Below are 17,597 nucleotides of genomic sequence, written 5' to 3' on the forward strand. Positions count from 1 at the left end.
TTGCTTATCGGGGCGTTGGCCCGCCGTACACCCCCCCCCCCCGCACCACCGCCGTACGAAGGTTGACCTTGATACAGTTACGATGTGTCCTGCCAAGGCGACGCTGCGCCATGATGGCCGCGCGCGACGAGGAATTCGAACCGCCTAACGACACCGTAGAACGGTTGGGAGAGTGCCTCCGCCGACGCCGTAAGGCCGCCGGGCTGTCTCTTTCCGGGCTCGCTCGAAAAGTCAACTACAGCCGCGGCTATCTCAGCAAGGTGGAGACAGGCCGCGCACCGGGCAACATCCAGTTGGCGGAGCGTTGCGACGAGGCGCTTGGGACCGGCGGCGCGTTGGCCAAGCTTGCGCGGACGCAGCCGCGTGACCCGCACCCGCCCGAACGGACGGAGCCACGCGATCCCGCGCGGGAGGCGCCGCTCGGGTTGCCTCGCCAGCGTCGCCGCGACGTCGCGACATCTCAGTACCGCACCGACGAGCCATTCGCCGAGGCTGAGCTGCCGGTTTCGTCGGGCACTGCCGTCGCGTTCATGCTCGCTCTCGACGAAGCGCACAATGCCCTGCGCGCCGTCGCCCGTGCCGACCTGCCGCCCTCGGCCCGACGTGACCCAGCCAATGACGTGCTCCATGACGCACGGGTGTACGCGCTCCGTGAGCGGCTCCTCGTGCTGGGCACCGTGCCGTTGGTGAGCGCGGCCGAAGCGGCGTTCCTGCGGCTCATCGCGGTTCGGGACGCGATCCGGACCGGGGCGCGTTTAGAGGAGGCGGCCTACCATCAGGTCTACCACCCGTTCGCCGAGGCGCTGTGGACCTTCCGGATGGCTTTGCGGGCCGACCTGGGGCAGTCGCCGTTGACCCCGGATGCGATCGGCCGGCGAGACTGGTCGGACCGTGAACGGTGCCGCGACTGTGAGCAGCAGGGATTTCCCTCCGCGTAAGACCCGGTGGTGACGGCATTGGGCGACGCGCAGAGAGGCCAGTAAGGCGGGTCTCTGTGTCGTCTGGATACACCGGTAATCCGGCCACGATTCCGGCAACACCCTCCGCCGGTGTTTCCTGACCCCAGTCATACCGGAGACAGGAACACATGGTGGGCCGGACATCGTCGGCGGAGACTGAAGACGTGGAATGGATACCATTCGTCGGTGCGATCTGCGGAGCCGCTATTGCCCTCGCCAGTGCGGTGAGCGTCGAGGTACAGCACAACCGTGCCGAACGTCGACGCGGCCGTGAGGGGGAGCGCATCGGCTATTACCTGGACTTTGCCGTGGCGCTCGACACAGCCCACAGCGCGCTCCGGGAGATCGCCCAAAGCGGCGAGGACCCGTCACACGGTCTCCGTTCCGCCAGCCGCGTTGTCCACGAGGCGAACGTGTTTACCGCGCGAGAACGTCTACTCGTCGCCGGTACCAAAGAGATCGTCAAAGCCGGGGAGATGGCCTACCAGGGGTTGATCGGGGTGCGGAACGCGATCCGATCCGGCGTGACGCTCTCGTCGGGGGAGTACCACCGCGCATACCACGAGTTCGCCGAGGCGATCTGGCAGTTCCGGATGGTGGTGCGCACAGAGTTCGACCAGGCCCGGTTGGAGCCGGCCGACCTGAAGCGACGAAGCTGGTCCGAACGGGAAGATTGTCGTGGGTGTCTTGAGTTGGCAGGACGATGATCTGGCGGCCACGAATTGACTGTGGCCTCGGCATCGCGACGCTTCGATGAACAAACCAGGCGGGCTGCGCAAGGCACCGGGTTCTAGACACTCGGGTCCGCCGGATCCCGAAGACTCAGCGGACTTACCACGAGTGCTGGCCCTTGACCGCGCCGGCAGCAGCGGAGACCGCCACCACCGGCGCGGCCCGACGTCAGAGCCGGGAGGTGAAGGTGGCCAGGAAGCGGTGCGGGGTGACGACGCCGGCGTTGTCGAAGCAGATGACGTCGACGTCGGCGTTTGTGGTGTACGGCCAGGGTTGGGTGAGGTGGCAGTAGTTGCTACCGGTGCCCTGCGCCACCACCTGGGCGTGCGTCTCCTTGAGGCCGACCTGCGGGAAGGTCGCCAGGTAGCGGCCGGCGGGCGCCAGCGGTGCCACAGTGTTCGCGCCGACGCCGAGCACCGAGTTGTCGTTGGTCGGCCCGCCGACGGCGGTACCCAGGTAGCCGAAGTACGAGGGCGGGCCGAGGGAGCCGATCACCGGCCGCCGACGGTGGTACGAGAGGACGAAGTCGGTGTTGATGAACGCGCCTGCCTGGTCGTAGCAGAAGACGTACACCTGCACGCCGGTGCCGACCGCACTCCAGGAGTAGACCTTGCAGCGGCGAGGGCCGGCGTTCGGCTGCACGGCGGTGACCTGCACGTTGCCGGCGAGCAGACCGGCCAACCCCACCCCGGGCAGCCGCACCAGGTACTGCCCGACGCCCAGCGGCCCGACAGTGTTCACGACGCCGGTGGAGTTGTACGACTGCGCCACCAGCCCGCTGCTCCACTGCACGTACGCGTGGGCAGTAGCGGCGGGCAGCACACCCGAGCTGGTCGTCCAGAGCACTGTGAACGGGGTGTCGTCGCGCGTACCGCCCGGCTTGTGGCACTGCACGTCGACGATCTCGTCGGCGCCGGACTGGAACCAGCGGACCACCTCGCAGTAGTGACCGGTCCGGTTCACCGGGGTCACGTGCGGCACACCCCGTGAGCTGGCACCGATCTGCGGGAAGCGGACCTGGAAACGGCCGGGCGCGAGCTTGATGCCGTCGGCCCAGGCGGCCGGGAACGCGGTCTTCCAGCTACCCCACTGCCGGCTGGTGTCCAGCACCGTCCAGGCCGGCACGGTCGGGTCCTTGACGTACGCGAAGCCCCAGCGGTCGGCGGTGGCTGCCGCTGCCGGCGCCGGCGGCGCGAGTGCGCCGGCGGCCAGGACGGCGGCCAGTGCCGTGGTGACTAACGATCGGAGACGCATCTGTTCCTCCAGTCGACGGGAACATGTCGGAGAGGAGTGTGCGCGTAGTGATCTGATGGTCACAGTCGGCTACATCGCGCTCTGGTGTCGGCTGTCCGCTACTCGTAACCGAACTTCTGAGCAGTGCGAGTCCATGGGGGGCCTCGGGCCTGCTGCCGTCGAAAGGTGTGCGGTCCACCGGCATTCTTCGGGTATCGACTCGACGACCCGCGCGGCGTGGTACCAATACCCGGATAGGCGAAGCCGGCAGGAATGGGCGGCCCATGTCGACAAGGGCAGCAGCGCTGCTTCGAAAACCCGGGCAACCGCAGCGGCCGAGCCTTCTGGAACTCTTCTTCGACCTGGTCTTCATCTTTGCCCTCAATCGGGTCTCACAGCGGCTGGTCGAGGAGCTTACCGAGCAGCGCGTCGTCCTCATCGACGTCGGCGAGACGCTGCTGTTGCTGCTGGCCTTCATGGTGCTGTGGTTCGTCACGGCGTGGGTCACCGACCTCTACGATCCGCAGCGGCCGCAACTTCAGGTGCTGGTCTACACGGCCATGCTCGGCGCGCTGGTGATGGCGGTCGCGGTGCCGCACGCGTTCGGTGACAGAAGTCTGGCCTTCGCTGGCGCGTACGTCGCCGTCCACATCATCCGTGGGCTGATCATCGTCCCGATGTTGCGCGGCCACGAGGCTCAGCGCCGAGCGGCCGGGGTGTTCTTCTGGTTCACGCTGTCGGCAGTGCCGTGGATCGCCGGCGCGATCGTGACGGACCTGGCCCGCAGCCTGTTGTGGACGCTCGCGATCGCCATCGACGGCGCGGCACTGCTGCTGTTCTATCCCGCGCCGTGGTCCCGCCCCACCCAACGGCAGTGGCCCGTCCTGGCCGAATACCTGTCCGAGCGCTACCGACAATTCTTCATCATCGCTCTCGGTGAACTGATTTTGACGACCGGCTCGGCCTACAGCGACACGTCGTTCCGGCACGGCGGAGCCGCAGCAGCCTTCGCGGTTTCATTCATCACCACTGTGCTGCTGTTTCGCGTCTACGTCTTCAGGTCGGGTCAGTTGTTGCCCGAAGCCATCAGAGCCGCCGCGCGGCCCGCGCACCTCATTCGGGAGGCTTTTCTCGCGCACGTACTCATGGTGGCCGGGATCGTCGCCGTTGCCGTCGGATACGAGATCGTGATCGAACATCCGTTCGGGCACACCAACGCGGCGTGGATCCTCGTTGTCCTCGGCGGACCGATGCTCTTCCTGATCGGGCGAGCCTTGTTGGAACATGCCGTGTTCGCCCGGGTGTCCCGCTCTCGGATCGTCGGCGCTCTGACGCTTGCCGGCGCGTCGCCGCTCATGATCTTTTTGCCGCCGCTGGCCGTGGCCGTCACCGCCGTCATCGTCCTCGCCGGCATCGCCGCTTCCGACGCCGTCCACGCCAAGGGGAAACCGCCCGAACGACCGCACCCGGCCAACTCCAGGCAGTGAGCGTAGAAACTTCCACCGACCCGCACACGTCCGGCGGTCGTACGGAGGCCGCCGGCACCGCTGAGCGCGAACCCGAACACCGCGTCGCCCACCGCGATGCCGGTGACGCCGGCGCCGACCGCGAGCACGTCACCGGCGGCCTCCAATCCCATCACCTACGGGAGGGGCAGATTGCCGTTGAGCGCCCGGACGAGTCCGGACCGGAGCATGTGGTCGATGCGCGCCACCCCGGCGGCCCGAACCTGGATGTCAGAGGCAAGGGTGTGTAGCCCGGCTGACAATGACTGGACCGGTCTGGTCTCGCGCGCCCTAGCTTCGAGGAAGCACTGTGATGGCCGCGATGGCGCTGTTGACGACGGTGGCAGTCACGGTGCGGGTCACGGCTGCCGACGCGGCGTCGGCACCCCAGTTGCCTCGCTCGAGTTCCTTGGCCCGGCTGATCACCGATGACGTCCACGGGATCTCGCGGTCGAACTGCGGGAGCGTTCCGCTCGCCGAGAGCAGCGCCGCGAGCGCGGCGACACGGGCCTGCGGCTCCGCGCCGTCCACGAGAACCTGCCGAACGTCGGCGAGTAGGCGGGACCGTCGTTCGGTCCTGCCCTCCCGCAGGGCCGTCGTCCGGAACAGGCCGAGCACCTTACGGGGCTCCTGGTCGATGTCGCCTCGTGCGATGAGCCGCTCCAGCACCGGCTGACGCAGGGCGGGACCGATAGCGGCCAGGGCCGTCTGCACCCCCCTCGGTTTCTCGGCGAGGTAGTCCCACGCCGGGCGTAGGAGGCCATCCGACGGTGGGTGACCCGCCACGCTCCTGAGCCGCCCCCGGTCCGCCGCGGTCAGATGGTCGCCGAGGGCGAGGTCCGCGAGAACGGCTCCGCCGAGGACGTAGAAAAGGGTGTTCTCTCCCGCGATGGTCCCGGACCTGGGTTGGAACAGGAGCAGCAGGAGGTCTTCCACCAGGGTCGGCGCGTCCGACAGGGGTTCGGTGGTCATCGGCGGGGCTCCCAGCGGAAGAGTCGGGTGGCCAGAGCGACGGCGACGACGACCCAGCCGAGCGTGGGCGCGAGCAGGAGCAGGGAGTCGGTCACGGCGACGCCGCCGTTCCAGGCGTTCATTGTCAGTTCGGTGGCGGCGCCGCCGGGCAGCAGCCGCTTGAGCCAGGCGAGGTTCTCGGTGCCGGTGATGCCCACCCAGCTGGCCATGGCGATCACCCCGAGAGTAACGGGCAGGGTGGTGACCTGGGCGTGTTCGGGGGAGTTCGTCAGCCCGGCCGTGGCCAGCGCCAGGCCGATCATCATGGCCACTGTCGCGAGGACCGCCACCACCAGCAGGGCGATGTTCGCCGGTCCGCCGGCGACCACGGCCAGGGCGGTCAGGATCGCGCTCACCTGCACCCCGGCGAGGACGACCACGGGCAGCAGCAGGCCGGCGAGGATGCCGGCGTCGCCTTCGGCGGTGGAGCGCAGCCGCTTGAGGAAGAGATTCTGTCGCCGCGACGCCAGGGTGGTGACGGCGGTGGCGTAGAGCCCGAACGCAGCCACTGTGAACGTGACGATCGCGGCGATGTAGCCGAGGCTCCCGATGGCGGCGTAGGTCTCGTGCTGACGGACGAAGAACACACAGACCGCGACCGGGATGATGAGGCTGGTGATCAGCACCAGCCGGTTGCGGAAGATCTGGATCAGCTCGCTGGACGCGATGGACAACACGGTGAGGCTCCTCGCGGAAGATCGAATCAACTGTTGATGGCGCGGAAGACGTCGTCGAGCCGGGTCGGCCCTGCCGCCAGGTCCTGCAGCTCCACGGCGTGGTCCTGCGCCCAGCCGAGCAGGAGGTGCAGGTCCTTCTGCAGCTCGAAGGTCTCGACCACGACCTTCCCGTCCGCGTCGACGGCGGCCCGCACCGGCAGCGCCGGCGCCGGCACCGGAAGGGAGAAGCGGATGACCGCGGGCAGGGTGCGGGTCAGCTCGGAGACGGTGCCTTCCCGGTGGAAGGCGCCCTCGTGCATCAGCCCGATCCGGTCCGCGCGCTGTTGTGCCTCCTCCAGGTAGTGCGTGGTGAGCACGATGGTCGCCCCGTTCTCCCGGAGCCGGTCAACAGTCGCCCAGACGGCGTCGCGGGACTGGATGTCGAGGCCGGTGGTCGGCTCGTCCAGGAAGATCAGCTCCGGGGTGCCGTAGACCGCGGTGGCGAAGTCCAGGCGCCGTTTCTCTCCGCCGGACAGCTGCGACACCTTGCGGCCGGATCGGCCGGTGAGGTCGACCAGGTCGAGCACCCGGTCGACGTCGTCGGTGCGTCGGGTGAGCCGACCGACCAGACCGACGGACTCACGAACGGTGAGGTCCGGGGAGAATCCGCTCTCCTGGAGCATGACACCCATTCGGGGACGTACCGCTCGCCGGTCGTCGGGGCTGCGCCCGAAGACGCGAACGGTGCCCGAGGTTGGCCTCCGGTGTCCCTCGACAACCTCCAGGGTCGAGGTCTTGCCGGCTCCGTTGGTGCCCAGCAGGGCGTAGAGCTCTCCGGGTCGTACCTCGAAGGAGAGGTCCTTGACGGCGTGGAAGTCGCCGTAGGTGAGGTTCAGCCGGTCGACTTCGATGACGGGTGTGGTGGACATGCACCAATGACAGCGCGGACCCGGCCGACCCGTCAGTGGCACCACGTCATCACCGCATGTGACGTGGTGTCACTGGTCGTGGCCCCTGGCTGCCGGATACTGAGGTGGTGACCGGGAGATCGCCGCGCTTCACCGAGTCGACGCAGGGAAGGCTGCGCCGGCTCAACCTGGCCACGTCACTGCCGCCGGTGGTGTTCGCCGCGGTGGTCCTGCTCTGGACCGACGCGCGTACCTGGTGGCACATCGTCGTCCTGGCGCCGGGGGCCGTGGCGGCAGTGGTGGCCTTCGAACGGTGGACGGCGAACGACCTCGCCCGGGTCGCGCTGCCCTGCCTGGTCGTGGCGGCAGCGGTCTGGCCCCTCGGGGTCCTGGTGACCGGCAGCCCCAACGCCTACTGGGGTGTCTGCGCCGTAGGTTCGCTTGCCCTGCGCGAGGTGCGACGGCATCGGGCTCTGACGATGGCCGGGCTGTTCACCTACGTCGCCGCCGTCGGCGCGGCGCGGCTGCTGGTGCAGCGGGACGACATCGGTGGAGTGCTGGTCACCTACGTTCTCATCCCGACCGTTCTCACCGTCGTCGTGACGGTCTTCACGGTGGTGGGCGAGCGGTTCTACGACCTCATCCGGGAGCTCGAACAGACTCGGGAACGCGAGGCGGAGCTGGCGGTGGTCCGGGAGCGCGTACGGTTCGCCAGCGACCTGCACGACATCCAGGGCCACACCCTGCACGTGGTCAAGCTGAAGATCGCCCTGGCCCAGCGACTGCTGCTCCGCGACACCGCTCGGGCGGAGAAGGAGCTGCGGGAGACGTACACGTTGGTCAGCGACACCATCGCGCAGACCAAGGAACTGGCCTACGCGCAACGGCGGCTCAACCTCACCGCCGAGATCGAAAACGCGAAGAACCTGTTCGAGGCCGCCGGCATCCGGGTCCGGGTCACCCGGGAGGCCGAGGTCGATGCCCGCGCCAGCGAACTGCTCGGGCAGGTGCTGCGGGAGACGACCACCAACATCCTGCGGCACGCGCAGGCCACCCAGGTGCAGATCACGCTCGCCGCGTCGGGAATCACCATCGTCAACGACGGCGTGACCGCCAGCACGACGCCCGAGCTCAGGGGGCTGGCGACACTGAGGCAACGGGTGGCGGGCGACGGGGGTGAGCTGACCGTCGAACAGAAGGACGGGCGGTTCCTGACCGCCGCTGTCTTCCCACCCGCTCGGGCCGACGTGGCCCCGACGGTCACCGGGAAGGACGACTGATGACCACCATCGTGCTCGCCGACGACGAGGCGCTGCTGCGCACGGCCCTGGCCGCGCTGCTGCCGATGGAGGGCGACATCATCGTTCTCGCCGAGGCGCAGGACGGTCGGTCGGCGATCGATGCCACCCTGCGGCACCGGCCCGACGTGCTGGTCATCGACCTGGAGATGCCGGGCGTGGACGGCCTGGGCGCGGTCGCCGAGATCCGCCGTGAGCGGCCGGAGCAGGTGATCCTCATGCTGACCCGGCACGCCCGCCCCGGAGTGCTGCGCAAGGCGCTGAAGCTCGGCGTCCAGGGCTTCGTCAGCAAGTCCGCCGAGCCAGCCCACATCACCTCGGTCATCGCCACCCTGCACTCGGGGAAACGCTGGATCGATCCGGACGTGTCAGTGCTCGCCGTCACCGAGGACTCCCCCCTCACCGACCGTGAAGCCGACGTCCTGCGGGTCACCGGCGAGGGCTACTCGGTCGCCGACATCGCCGCTCGGCTCCACCTCGCTCCGGGCACCGTCCGCAACTACCTCTCCAACGCGATGCGCAAGACCCAGACCCGGACCCGCCACGAAGCGGCCCGCTACGCCCGCGAACACGACTGGCTGTAGACGGCCAAAGCGGCGATCGCGGCACCGGTTGCCTTCCACGTCGCCATGGTGGTGCTGGTCTGGCTGCACGAGCGGCGAGCCCGGTTGTCAAACGCGGGACGTCGTGTGCGGCATCGGCCATCTACGGTGGACGTACGCCCCCAGCGGGGAATGCCGAACGTTCGCTGCGGGACGAACGTGCGGACCGCGGGAGAGCCGTCTCCCAAAGACGGTCCTGACGTCACAACGGCATGCAGTACCAGAGCCTCCGATGTCCACAGCAAACATGGGTGAATATCACTGGATCAGTCGTATGACTCCGTCGCCGTCTGGCGGACCGCCGGCGAGCGCCATGCACTCGATGGCCGCCACCGGCGAACGGAGAATCATGCCGAGAGTGGCACCCCGGTAGCAGCATGTATCGCTCCCGCACCTCGCTCTCCTGAGGGAGTGAAACCGGCCCAGGGAGGGAGGCGCCAGGGTGTTGGCTTGGCGAGAGTGCTGGTATGCCCGCTTTCAGAAGTCGTCGCTGGGCGTACGGCGCCTTGGCTTGGTTGATCTTCTTTGTGGTGTCCCACGTGATCCTGGTGTTCTTCCCCGGGCCTGATCCAACCGGTGATGGACCGTGGGGCATGAGGGCCTACGTGATCTTCAACGTGGTGCTCATCTCGATGTCGACCATCGGAGCAGCCGTCGTTCTGGCCACAGTCCGCCCGCCGGCTCGACGTCGTCCCCGGTGGCTACTTCTGACGCCACTGTTGTTCGGCAGCATCCTGCTCGTCATCCGGGGTGCTCCAGGAATGGCCGAAAATCTTCTGATGGTCAGCGGTATCCGTCGCGGAGGTTTCGTGGGGGTGGCGGACATCTCCACGGGCGAGTTCTGGACCGGCATCGGAATCAACACCTACTTCTTCGCAGGAGCAGTGCTGCTGGTTGGGACGACCGTTTCCTACGGCCGACGATCAGGGAACCCGTCTCGGTGAGGCGTAGCCACGTCCGAGCGTTGGGGGAGCGGATGGCCGGCGGCGTCGACGGTTTCACCGCCGCTTGTGGACCGCGGCGGCGATCTCCTGCCGCAGCAGAGTCGCCTCGTCGTCGCGGTCACAGAGCAGCAGCACAGCGAACTCTGGCTGGCCGAACGGGCTTGCCCAGTGATGAACGGTCTGCGCCAGGATCTGGAACAGCGTGTGCCGATCCGCGGCACTACTCGAGAGCACCCGAGTCGGGTTCTCGACGAGGATGAGATACCCGTCCGCAGGCAACCAGTGCAGATCACGGAGACAATCGGACAACGCGTCCCAGTTCCAACCGAAGTAGCCGGGAAAGAGCAGCGCGTCGGAGAACTCGTAGAAGGTGTGGTCCGCGTCCGTCATCCTCTCTCCGTCGAGCCGGGCGACGACGAACCGGCCCGCTGCTGGTAACACCGCCGCCAACTCGACCTGCGCACTACGCGAACAGACCACGATCTGATCGGTGGCGCCGTTCCACCAGCTGCCCATCACACGATGACCAGGTTGGCCATGTCGACGACCGGCCGGTAGCCGAGGGCGGCGTAGATCTTGTTCGACGTCGGGTTGGCCTGGTCGGTGAACAGGCAGACCCGCGCGCCCTCGGCCCGGATTTGGCGGGAAATCTCGGCTACCGCGTTGCTGGCCCAACCGCGCCCCCGCTGGGCCGGCGGTGTGTACACCGGGCCCAACCGGGCCACCCCGAACGACTGTGGGTTGGCGCCGGTGAGGTGCACCGGCTCCCCGGCCTCGTCGACCCAGAACCACAGCCGTCCGGCTCCGATCCGACGCAGCACCTCCGCGTGGTCGGGCGCTTCGTGCGCACTCGTACCGCGCGGGCGGCCCGCCTGTTCGTCGGCGTCGCCCATGAACGCGGCTAGCCACTGCGTGACAAGTCCCGCGTCGTCCTCGGTCGCGGTCACCAAGCGGCCCGGCACCGGAGGCGGCCACGTCAGCTCGCCGAGCTCGTGCAGCCGTGTGTGCTGGTTGACCCGGACTTCACCCCCGCCGAGCCGGGCCAGCGCGGAGGCGCACAGCTCAGCGGCAGGCAGCGCCCCGTTGACCGCGAGGACCTCCTCTCCGCGCTCGTGCAGGGCGTGGGCCAGCGCAACGGCCGCCTCATCGGGCATGGGCAGCAGGAACGGCGGATAGGGGGCATACGGCGCCGAGCGCATCCCGGCACCGACCACGGTGCCGGAGTCGTCGCTGACCACCAACCACCAGTTGTGGTCGGGCTGCGGGATCCCCTCGGCCCGCTGCGACAACAGCCGGTGCGCGATGGTGGTCACGACAGTGCTGACGACCGGATCGGCACCCAGGTAGTCACCCGCAGCGGCCAGGAACTCGCCCGGATCGGTGTGAAACCGCAGCCGCAGTCCGGTCCTCGGGACAGTGCTCATCCGCGTACGCTAGCCACCGCCTACCAGATCGACACCGGAATTTTGTACGCCCGAGGACCTGCAAGCGCTGAGCCAACCGTGCGGCGGGCCCACGCTTGGTCTCGGCCGGGTGGGGTACACCGCCGCGAGTGGCGCGGGGGCTGGGTTAACCCGGTTTGGCCACCGAAGGTGCTTCGGAGGGGCCGATGTCGGGTGCATCAGCGCGGTCAGGTGGGCCCGGGATGTCCGATGAGGTGGTGGAGCTGCGGGTCCACGGGGCCGCCAGCGCAAGCGCCGCCCAGGTGTTGAACGTGGCGCAGGTCGAGCAGGTCGCGGGCGACCGCAGTGGGGGCTTCTACCGACCCCACCGCCCGTGTTCCTGCGGCAGCGGCGAACGGGTGACGGAGGCGTACCGCTGGGGTGACCTGCCCGCCGGAAGCGTGGTCCGAACGCTGACGCTGGTGTTCCTCCTGCCGTTCATGCTGGCCAACCTGGCGATCTGGATGCGGCCGGCGAGCCCCGGCTCCGACGCGACGGTCAGATCCCTGTGCCGGTTGCTGGCGCTCACTCTCACCGCGCTGTATGTGCTTGCCTTCGTCGGCGTCACGTTGGACCTGATCGGGTGGAAGTGCATGGGCTCGTCAGACTGCCTGGCCGGGCGCACCTGGTTGTCCTGGTTGGGTGGGCAACCGGTGGGCCTGCGCCTCGCGGTACTCGCTGTGGTCCCGGCCGGCGCCATCGGCCTGCTCTGGCGGGCCAGCACCCGGCCGGGAAAGATGTTCGACGCGTTCCGCGCTCCGGCGGACGAGGTCGCCGAACATCGACTCAGCGGGATCGGTCAGTGGGACGCGGGGCCGCTGGTGGGTCGGCTGCGCTCGATTCACGTCGCGGCGGCGTTCGCGACACTGGACGTCGCTCTAATCGCCGCCCGAGCCGCGAACGGCGCCTCGGCCAGCACGATCGCGTTGGCTGTGGCCACCGGGACGGTGCTGGCCAGCTGCGTGGTCCTGCTCTGCCTGCCCCCGCTGCTCGACCGGGCCGCCTCGGACCGGCGACTGGACCGAATCACCCGCACGGTGCGGACGGTGGCCGTGGTCCTGACCATCGTGGTGACGGTAAACGTCCTCGCCAGCCCGGCACCGTGGCATGAGGGGGAAGGCCTACCCGGCTACGGCGCAATTCTCACCTCGCTGTTCGTTGCCCAGACGACCCTGTTGACCGCCCTCGGCGGTGTGCTGCTCTGGCGCCGGGTTCGGCGGCGGGACGCCAGCCCGCTGCTCGGGCTGGGCGCGCTGGTGATGGCGGCCAGCGCGGTCAGTCTGGCGGTGGCAGTGTCCGCCGAGTTCGTCTACCGGGTGGCGGATTTCCTGGATCGCGACGCGCCGACCGGGGAGGGCCTGGCCTCCGGTCTGCCGCCGGCGTTCACCTGGGCGATCTTCGGCTTTCTCCGGACAGTGCTGTTCACGCTGGTGGTAGCGGTTCCGGTCATCCTCATCTCTCGACGCCGTCGACTTCGTGCCGCGGCGGCGATCGTCGCCTGCGACTACCCGGACCGCCCGCCCGCAGCCGCGACCCGACTGCGGCAGGTGCAGAAGGCGATAGCCAGGGCCCGCTTCACGGAAAGACTGATTCCGTTGGCGGTGGTCTACGCCTGCCTGGCCGGGATCGGCACGGCCACCACCACGCTCGGTCTGCTGGAGTTGCTGCCGAGCGAGTCTGTGCAGCGGTACGCACGGGTGCCCGCCGACCTGATCACCTTCTCCATCGCGTTCGGGAGCTGGGGGATCGCCGCGATCATCCTCGGCCTGACCATCGGCGGCATCTTCGCCTACCGGACGGCCGAATTCAGGCGCCACGTCGGTGTCCTGTGGGACCTGGGCACCTTCTGGCCACGGGCCGCCCACCCGTTCGCGCCACCCTGCTACGCCGAACGAGCGGTGCCGGAGTTGACCAGACGAATCACGTATCTGGTCGGACGCGGCAACCTCGTCCTGCTCACCGCACACAGCCACGGTGCGGTCCTGGCCGCCGCGACAGTGCTCCAGTTGCCGCCCCAGGTCAGCAGTCGAGTCGCTCTGCTCACCCACGGGTCGCCACTGAGCCGACTCTACGCGCGACTGTTTCCCGCCTTCGTCGACGACGAGGTGCTGCACGAGATCGGCGCTCGCGTCGACTGGCGGTGGGTGAACCTGTGGCGCGACACCGACTCGATCGGCGGCTGGATATTCGCCGCCCACCGGACAGCCGTTCCGGCAACCGTCGGCCAGACGGCGGCAACGGTGGACCGCCGGCTACGGGATCCCGCCGACGTGGTGCCGTTACCCGGCGACAGCGTCCCGCCGCCAATCCAGGGACACCGGCCCCGCGGATCGGAGCAGCGGTACGCCGAGGCGGCCCGCGAGTTGATTGAGCGCCTTCGCCAGCCGATGGACTCAGTGCCGCTTCCGGGCGACCCGCCGACCGGGCACTGACGGATCCGCGGCGGTGACGCGGGCGCGCCCGAAGTACATGAGCTCCCAGATCGCGTCCTCGGCGAACGCCTCGACCACCTGCCCGCCCTTGTGGTGCTCGATCGTGAGCAGGCCGGCGAAGCGGAGGTAGGCGCCGTCGAACCGGATCAACCGGGCCGCTGCCCGCTTGAGCCAGGGCAGGTCCTTGGTGAGGGGATTGCGGACCAGGTCGCGCTCGCGGTCGAAGGTCACCACGTACGTGTCGTCATCGTCCACGTAGGTGTAGCGGACGATGTCCGCCACCGGCTTGCCGGTCTTCGCGTCGGTGTAGACCCCGTCCCGCTCGAACGTCATCTTCGCTGGATCGTCGCCGATGATCCGGCCGTCGCGGGCCAGCATGAAGATGGGGATCTCGGCGGAGCCGTACTTCTCGGCGCCGGTGATGAACGACGCGATGACCGTGTACGGTCCGGCCTGCCCCCGTCCCCAGTACCAGTCATTGATGATTTTCGGCAGCCCGACGTTGCCCCAGTTGTGGTCGTGGTAGCCGACGCCGGTCGTCTCATGCCGCACCCCGTCGATCGTGTACGAGCCCCGCACGGCTCCTTGGGGCACCGAGGGCAGCCAATTGAACTCGAGGTCGCGCTCCGGGCCGAACAGCATGTGCCCGGTGGCCGGACGCCAGGCCGGGACCTCGGACGTCAGTGTGAAGTCGACCCTCAGCCTCCCGGCGGTCGCCTGGATCCGGTACTCGCGCAGGCTCTCGCCCTGAAAGCGGTTGCCCGGCCCCATCCGGACGTCAGTACGCCCGCTCGCCGCCGACCAGTCCGCTGCGGGGATCGCGATCGTGTTGTTCGACGTCGTCCCGTCAGGCAGTTCCAGGTTGACCCGAAGCTGCGGTGACAGCGGGCTACCCGCCGCGCCGAGGTCCTTGTTCATGAACACCACGACAACCTTCGCGCCGTCGTCCAGGTGGGCGTCGAAGTACCACCACTCGTACGACCCGGCGCGATTGTCGGTGCGGGCGCCGTCCTCCCATTCGCGTACGGCATCGCGCTCTAGGCCGAAGCGGGCATAGTCGTCACTGAGCGCGGCCAGTTCGGGGTGATCGGACATGACTCTTCGTCTCCGTTGCTTCTGCAAGATCAAGATGTGCGGACGGCTCACAGGGTGACGAATCCCTGCCGCCAGGACGGATAGGCCGGGCTCCAGCCAAGGTGCGTGCGGGCGTGGTGGTTGCTCGCTCCCCGCGCCCAGCCATGCCGCTCGCCCCCGGTCACCGCTGGTGCTGGCACATTGGCCGCCGCGCAGAAAGCGGGCACCCACTGCGAGGCGGCGGCTGGCTCGTCGTCGCAGACGTTGACGACGCCGACGGGCCACTCCAGAGCCGCTACCGCGGCGGCCACGGCGTCGTCGATGTGCAGCAGGCTACTCACGTCCGCGTCGGCGGGGACCTTGCCGGCGGCGGCGAACTGGGCCATCAGACCGTCGCGGGCGTACCAGGTGCCCGGGCCGTAGAGGGTGCCGTACCTCAGCACGACCCACTCGGGCGCTTCCTGGACGGCGGATTCGAGCGCGGCGGCACCAGCCACACTGGTCTGGCGTGGCTCTGGGGCGCCGAGGTCGAGCGGGGTCTCCTCGGTCGCGGGCTCGGCGCCCGGCTCGTACGCCCAGGCGATGCTCTGTGCCACGATCCGGCGTACCCCGGCGGCGAGCGCCGCGTCGACCAGGTTGCGGGTCCCGGTCCGGCGCAGCCGCGAATTGGCGGCGAAGTCGCCAGTGCTCAGGCTGGTGAGCTGGTGCATCACCACGTCGGGCCGGGCGTCGCGGACGGCGGCCGCGACCGCGTCCCGGTCGAGCACGTCGACGGCGACCGGGCCGTTGCGGGCCAACCCGATGACCTCATGCCCCTGGGCGGTCAGGATCGGCTCGAGCCGGCGGCCGATGACGCCGGTCGAACCGGCGAGAACGATACGCATGACGTGCCTCTCTCAGTTCGGCCGGGGTGAGCGGCGGTCCTTACGCTGTTCGAGCTCGTCGGGGCTCACCAGCACCAGCATTTCCTGGCCGGGCGCGCACACCATCACGACCAGGAATTTGGTCACCCGATCGGACAGGTTGTTGGCCGACCGGTAGTGGATGACATCGCCGCCTGGCTCCCAGAACGCCTCACCGGCCTTGATCACCCGTTCGGGCTCGCCCTCCAGCTCGAAGAGCATTTCGCCCTCGAGCAGGTAGCCGAAGACCGGGCCGGAGTGCCGGTGTGGCGGCGTGCCCGGGTCGCCCGGTGGCAGTTCGATCGTCGCTGTCATCACGTGGGAGCCGTCCGGCAACTCCGGTGGCATGGCCGTGCCCAGCAGCACGATCTCGTTGTTTCCGATCTTCATGGTCTGCATGAGTCGAACGTATCCCCGACCGGACCAGCAGGATGGACCAGTTGGTGACCGGTCTGATGGACCAGTTGGCAGAGCCCGGACAGTGCCTCCTGCCAGGCGTGAGCCGGCGGCGCCGCGTATCCGAGGACCAGGGCTGCTGCCTGCCGCTCATCCACGGGATCGTGCCAGTAGCCGTTGCTGTGCAGGCCGATCAGGTGCAGCCCCTCGCGGCGTCCGGCCTGGATCAGCCAGCGCTCCTGCGCCACTGAGGCCAGCGGTAGCAGCGCGTGGACGCCGGCGGCGATGCCCTCCAGCGCAGTGGTGGTCACCTCGGCCAGGCGGCCGGCCAGCTCCGTCCGGCGACGCCGGTAGGTCAGGCGCATGCGGCGGATGTGTCGGTCGTAGTCGCCGTGCGTGAGCAGGTCGGCCATGGTGAGCTGGTCGATCGCGGAGACTGCGGCGCCGGCCTCCATGATCGTCGTCGTCAGGTCACGACGCAGTCGTTCGGGGACGACGAACCAACCCAGGCGGACGCCCGGCGCCAGCGACTTGCTCGTGCTGCCGGCGTACACGATCCGCTCTGGTGCCAGCGCCTGCATGGCGCCCACCGGCCGCTGGTCGTAGCGGAACTCGCCGTCGTAGTCGTCCTCGATCAGGAACGCGTCGTGCTTCCGTGCCCACGCGATGAGCCGGTAGCGGTGCCGTGGGGCGAGCACCACCCCGGTCGGATGCTGGTGCGCCGGGGTGAGTAGCGCGGCCTGACCCGCCGCGTCATCCGGGTCGGCCCCGCCGGGACCGACGGTGAGCGGGGTGACTGTCAGACCCGCGGCACGCAGCACCATGCGGTGATGGGCCAGACCGGGGTTCTCGGTGGCGATGGCACGGACGCCGCGCCGGTGCAGCGTCCGCGCGAGAAGGGAGAGGCCCTGGGTGAAGCCCGCCGTGATCACCACCGCATCCGGCTCGCAGAGCACTCCACGAGTGCGCGCGAGATAGCCGGCCACCGCCGCCCGGAGTGCGGGTAGCCCGGTCGGTTCGGAGTAGTCCAGCGTGCCGCGTGAAGCCGTCGTCAGCGCCCGGCGGACGCTGTCCGCCCAGGCCGTTCGGGGGAAGGACGCGAGGTCGGGAATCCCCGGCCGCAACTCGATCAATGGCCCGGCCGGGGGCGACGGCCGCGGTCGCCCGCGCGAGCCGGGCGGATCATGAGCTACGTCCGCGACCCGGGTGCCCGAGCCGGGTGCCGCCAGCAGCCACCCTTCCGCCACCAACTGCGCGTACGCCTGCACCACGGTGCCCCGGGCCAAGCCCAGGTCGGCGGCCAGGCTCCGGCTCCCGGGTAGGCGCGACCCGGCCCGCAGCCGGCCGGTCCGAATGCTCTCCCGTAACGCGCTCTCCAGCGAGCGACCCGGGAAACCCGCACTCCGATCGAACTCCAGATGCAGGTCAAGCGACTTCGTCACTCAGCAACGATCCCATTCGTGAGAGCACCGCCGGCAGGTTAGGCGACGACTCAGGCGCCAG

At 69.0% G+C, this 17,597-nt stretch carries 17 protein-coding genes; 7 read left to right on the plus strand and 10 right to left on the minus strand.

Translation table 11 applies throughout. The annotated features are described in order from the left end of the window. Positions 1-113: 113 nt before the first annotated feature. Positions 114-938: a helix-turn-helix transcriptional regulator gene (locus ABZ794_RS02670; protein WP_238689784.1), complete on the plus strand. Its 825-nt coding sequence runs from the start codon at positions 114-116 to the stop codon at positions 936-938. A gap of 185 nt (positions 939-1,123) precedes the next feature. Continuing rightward, a complete protein-coding gene (locus tag ABZ794_RS02675; RefSeq protein WP_238689783.1) occupies positions 1,124-1,666 on the plus strand; it encodes a hypothetical protein in 543 nt (180 codons plus the stop codon). 193 nt (positions 1,667-1,859) lie between these two features. Here the strand turns inward: ABZ794_RS02675 and ABZ794_RS02680 are convergent, their stop codons facing one another. Further along, positions 1,860-2,945, minus strand: a complete 1,086-nt coding sequence (locus tag ABZ794_RS02680; RefSeq protein ID WP_238689782.1) for a hypothetical protein — start codon at positions 2,943-2,945, stop codon at positions 1,860-1,862. A gap of 263 nt (positions 2,946-3,208) precedes the next feature. On the opposite strand from ABZ794_RS02680, the gene ABZ794_RS02685 reads away from it, so the two are divergent. After that, a complete protein-coding gene (locus ABZ794_RS02685) occupies positions 3,209-4,411 on the plus strand; it encodes a low temperature requirement protein A (protein WP_210780473.1) in 1,203 nt (400 codons plus the stop codon). A gap of 309 nt (positions 4,412-4,720) precedes the next feature. On the opposite strand, the gene ABZ794_RS02690 is transcribed toward ABZ794_RS02685, so the two are convergent. From ABZ794_RS02690 to ABZ794_RS02700, 3 genes are read right to left on the minus strand one after another with little or no spacing between them, the layout of a single operon-like run. Beyond that, entirely contained in the window at positions 4,721-5,401 is a 681-nt protein-coding gene (locus ABZ794_RS02690; RefSeq protein ID WP_210780472.1) for a GPP34 family phosphoprotein, read from the minus strand. Then, positions 5,398-6,117, minus strand: coding sequence for an ABC transporter permease (locus tag ABZ794_RS02695; protein ID WP_210780471.1), 720 nt, complete (start codon positions 6,115-6,117; stop codon positions 5,398-5,400). The genes ABZ794_RS02690 and ABZ794_RS02695 overlap by 4 nt, the downstream gene beginning before the upstream one ends. 26 nt (positions 6,118-6,143) lie before the next feature. Beyond that, positions 6,144-7,025 (minus strand): ABC transporter ATP-binding protein, encoded by an 882-nt coding sequence (locus ABZ794_RS02700; protein ID WP_210780470.1) that lies wholly within the window; start codon positions 7,023-7,025, stop codon positions 6,144-6,146. 107 nt (positions 7,026-7,132) lie between these two features. Here ABZ794_RS02700 and ABZ794_RS02705 point away from each other — a divergent pair, with 107 nt between their 5' ends. From ABZ794_RS02705 to ABZ794_RS02715, 3 genes are all read left to right on the plus strand, one after another. Next, entirely contained in the window at positions 7,133-8,284 is a 1,152-nt protein-coding gene (locus ABZ794_RS02705; RefSeq protein ID WP_210780469.1) for a histidine kinase, read from the plus strand. Next, positions 8,284-8,886 (plus strand): response regulator transcription factor, encoded by a 603-nt coding sequence (locus tag ABZ794_RS02710; protein ID WP_210780468.1) that lies wholly within the window; start codon positions 8,284-8,286, stop codon positions 8,884-8,886. Before ABZ794_RS02705 ends, ABZ794_RS02710 begins: the two co-directional genes overlap by 1 nt. Positions 8,887-9,443: 557 nt before the next feature. Continuing rightward, positions 9,444-9,848 carry a hypothetical protein gene (locus ABZ794_RS02715; RefSeq protein ID WP_238689781.1) on the plus strand — a complete coding sequence of 135 codons (405 nt, stop codon included), beginning with the start codon at positions 9,444-9,446 and terminating at the stop codon, positions 9,846-9,848. Positions 9,849-9,902: 54 nt separating this feature from the next. Here the strand turns inward: ABZ794_RS02715 and ABZ794_RS02720 are convergent, their stop codons facing one another. Then, entirely contained in the window at positions 9,903-10,364 is a 462-nt protein-coding gene (locus ABZ794_RS02720; protein WP_255750777.1) for a barstar family protein, read from the minus strand. Continuing rightward, a complete protein-coding gene (locus tag ABZ794_RS02725) occupies positions 10,364-11,272 on the minus strand; it encodes a GNAT family N-acetyltransferase (protein ID WP_238689779.1) in 909 nt (302 codons plus the stop codon). Before ABZ794_RS02725 ends, ABZ794_RS02720 begins: the two co-directional genes overlap by 1 nt. Positions 11,273-11,493: 221 nt before the next feature. Between ABZ794_RS02725 and ABZ794_RS02730 the strand changes: the two genes are divergently transcribed. Then, complete coding sequence (locus tag ABZ794_RS02730; RefSeq protein ID WP_210780464.1) at positions 11,494-13,722, plus strand: hypothetical protein; 2,229 nt, start codon at positions 11,494-11,496, stop codon at positions 13,720-13,722. On the opposite strand, the gene ABZ794_RS02735 is transcribed toward ABZ794_RS02730, so the two are convergent. Genes ABZ794_RS02735 through ABZ794_RS02750 form a run of 4 tightly spaced genes read right to left on the minus strand, consistent with a single transcriptional unit; the run spans position 13,684 to position 17,536 of the window. Then, positions 13,684-14,817 carry a hypothetical protein gene (locus ABZ794_RS02735; RefSeq protein WP_238689778.1) on the minus strand — a complete coding sequence of 378 codons (1,134 nt, stop codon included), beginning with the start codon at positions 14,815-14,817 and terminating at the stop codon, positions 13,684-13,686. The genes ABZ794_RS02730 and ABZ794_RS02735 overlap by 39 nt on opposite strands. A gap of 47 nt (positions 14,818-14,864) precedes the next feature. Continuing rightward, complete coding sequence (locus tag ABZ794_RS02740) at positions 14,865-15,680, minus strand: NAD(P)-dependent oxidoreductase (protein WP_238689777.1); 816 nt, start codon at positions 15,678-15,680, stop codon at positions 14,865-14,867. A 12-nt stretch (positions 15,681-15,692) separates the two neighbouring features. Further along, positions 15,693-16,097: a cupin domain-containing protein gene (locus tag ABZ794_RS02745; RefSeq protein ID WP_210780461.1), complete on the minus strand. Its 405-nt coding sequence runs from the start codon at positions 16,095-16,097 to the stop codon at positions 15,693-15,695. Continuing rightward, entirely contained in the window at positions 16,085-17,536 is a 1,452-nt protein-coding gene (locus tag ABZ794_RS02750; RefSeq protein ID WP_238689776.1) for a PLP-dependent aminotransferase family protein, read from the minus strand. Before ABZ794_RS02750 ends, ABZ794_RS02745 begins: the two co-directional genes overlap by 13 nt. Positions 17,537-17,597: the final 61 nt, after the last annotated feature.

Source organism: Micromonospora sp. NPDC047187, from assembly GCF_040643355.1.
Taxonomy (GTDB): domain Bacteria; phylum Actinomycetota; class Actinomycetes; order Mycobacteriales; family Micromonosporaceae; genus Micromonospora; species Micromonospora salmantinae.

Bases quoted from the DNA above. Each gene is read 5' to 3' on its own strand.
- ABZ794_RS02670 (WP_238689784.1), top strand. From the start codon at position 114: ATGGCCGCGCGCGACGAGGAATTCGAACCGCCTAACGACACCGTAGAA.
- ABZ794_RS02680 (WP_238689782.1), bottom strand. From the start codon at position 2,945: ATGCGTCTCCGATCGTTAGTCACCACGGCACTGGCCGCCGTCCTGGCC.
- ABZ794_RS02685 (WP_210780473.1), top strand. From the start codon at position 3,209: ATGTCGACAAGGGCAGCAGCGCTGCTTCGAAAACCCGGGCAACCGCAG.
- ABZ794_RS02690 (WP_210780472.1), bottom strand. From the start codon at position 5,401: ATGACCACCGAACCCCTGTCGGACGCGCCGACCCTGGTGGAAGACCTC.
- ABZ794_RS02700 (WP_210780470.1), bottom strand. From the start codon at position 7,025: ATGTCCACCACACCCGTCATCGAAGTCGACCGGCTGAACCTCACCTAC.
- ABZ794_RS02710 (WP_210780468.1), top strand. From the start codon at position 8,284: ATGACCACCATCGTGCTCGCCGACGACGAGGCGCTGCTGCGCACGGCC.
- ABZ794_RS02720 (WP_255750777.1), bottom strand. From the start codon at position 10,364: ATGGGCAGCTGGTGGAACGGCGCCACCGATCAGATCGTGGTCTGTTCG.
- ABZ794_RS02725 (WP_238689779.1), bottom strand. From the start codon at position 11,272: ATGAGCACTGTCCCGAGGACCGGACTGCGGCTGCGGTTTCACACCGAT.
- ABZ794_RS02730 (WP_210780464.1), top strand. From the start codon at position 11,494: ATGTCCGATGAGGTGGTGGAGCTGCGGGTCCACGGGGCCGCCAGCGCA.
- ABZ794_RS02735 (WP_238689778.1), bottom strand. From the start codon at position 14,817: ATGTCCGATCACCCCGAACTGGCCGCGCTCAGTGACGACTATGCCCGC.
- ABZ794_RS02740 (WP_238689777.1), bottom strand. From the start codon at position 15,680: ATGCGTATCGTTCTCGCCGGTTCGACCGGCGTCATCGGCCGCCGGCTC.
- ABZ794_RS02745 (WP_210780461.1), bottom strand. From the start codon at position 16,097: ATGCAGACCATGAAGATCGGAAACAACGAGATCGTGCTGCTGGGCACG.